At 65.5% G+C, this 955-nt stretch carries 1 protein-coding gene; it reads left to right on the top strand.

What is annotated here, in order from left to right; all coding sequences use genetic code 11:
- Nucleotides 1-955: chemotaxis protein CheW (locus FNJ47_RS46225; RefSeq protein WP_175068526.1), on the top strand; the 955-nt coding region annotated here is incomplete at both ends.

The following is a 955-nucleotide window of genomic DNA, read 5'->3' as shown; positions in this document are numbered from 1 at the left end:
GCGCCAACTCCGAGCACCGCATCGAGCGGATCAAGGACACCGCGGTCTTGCGACTGCGCAACAAGCTGCTGCCGCTGATCCATCTGAAGAAGCTCCTGAAGATCGACGACGGCGCCACCACCACCGATGCCGAGAACGGCTTCATCGTGGTCACGCAAGTCGGCAGCCAGACCTTCGGCATCGTGGTCGACGGCGTGTTCCACACCGAGGAGATCGTGGTCAAGCCGATGTCGACCAAACTGCGCCACATCGACATGTTCTCCGGCAACACCATCCTGGGCGATGGCGCGGTGATCATGATCATTGATCCCAACGGCATCGCCAAGGCATTGGGCGCCTCCGGCTCCTCGGCCCATGACATGGCCGACGACAATGCGAGCGCGCATGCCGCGAGCGGCGAGCAGCTCACTTCGCTGCTGGTGTTCCGCGCCGGATCGAGCCAGCCCAAGGCGGTGCCGCTCGGCCTCGTCACCCGGCTGGAGGAGATCGCAACCGACAAGATCGAGCTCTCGAACGGCCGCTACATGGTGCAGTACCGCGAGCAGCTGATGCCGCTGGTGCAGATGGCCGGCGTCGAGGTGCAGTCGCAGGGGGCGCAGCCGATCCTGGTGTTCGCCGACGACGGCCGCTCGATGGGGCTCGTGGTCGACGAGATCATCGACATCGTCGAGGAGCGGCTCAACATCGAGGTCGCGGGCAGCCAGGACGGCATTCTGGGCTCCGCAGTGATCAAGGGCCAGGCCACCGAGGTGATCGATGTCGGCCACTTCCTGCCGATGGCGTTTGCCGACTGGTTCTCGCGCAAGGAGATGCGCCCGTCGGCCAGTTCGCAGTCGGTGCTGCTGGTCGATGACTCAGCGTTCTTCCGCAACATGCTGGCGCCGGTGCTCAAGGCCGCCGGCTACAAGGTGCGGACCGCGCCGAATGCGCAGGAAGGGCTCGCCGCGCTGCGCTC

It is taken from the genome of Bradyrhizobium uaiense (assembly GCF_010811875.1).
GTDB classification, from domain to species: Bacteria; Pseudomonadota; Alphaproteobacteria; order Rhizobiales; family Xanthobacteraceae; genus Bradyrhizobium; species Bradyrhizobium uaiense.
The sequence above is the reverse complement of the archived record's forward strand: the minus strand, read 5'-3'. Positions and strand labels throughout refer to the sequence as shown.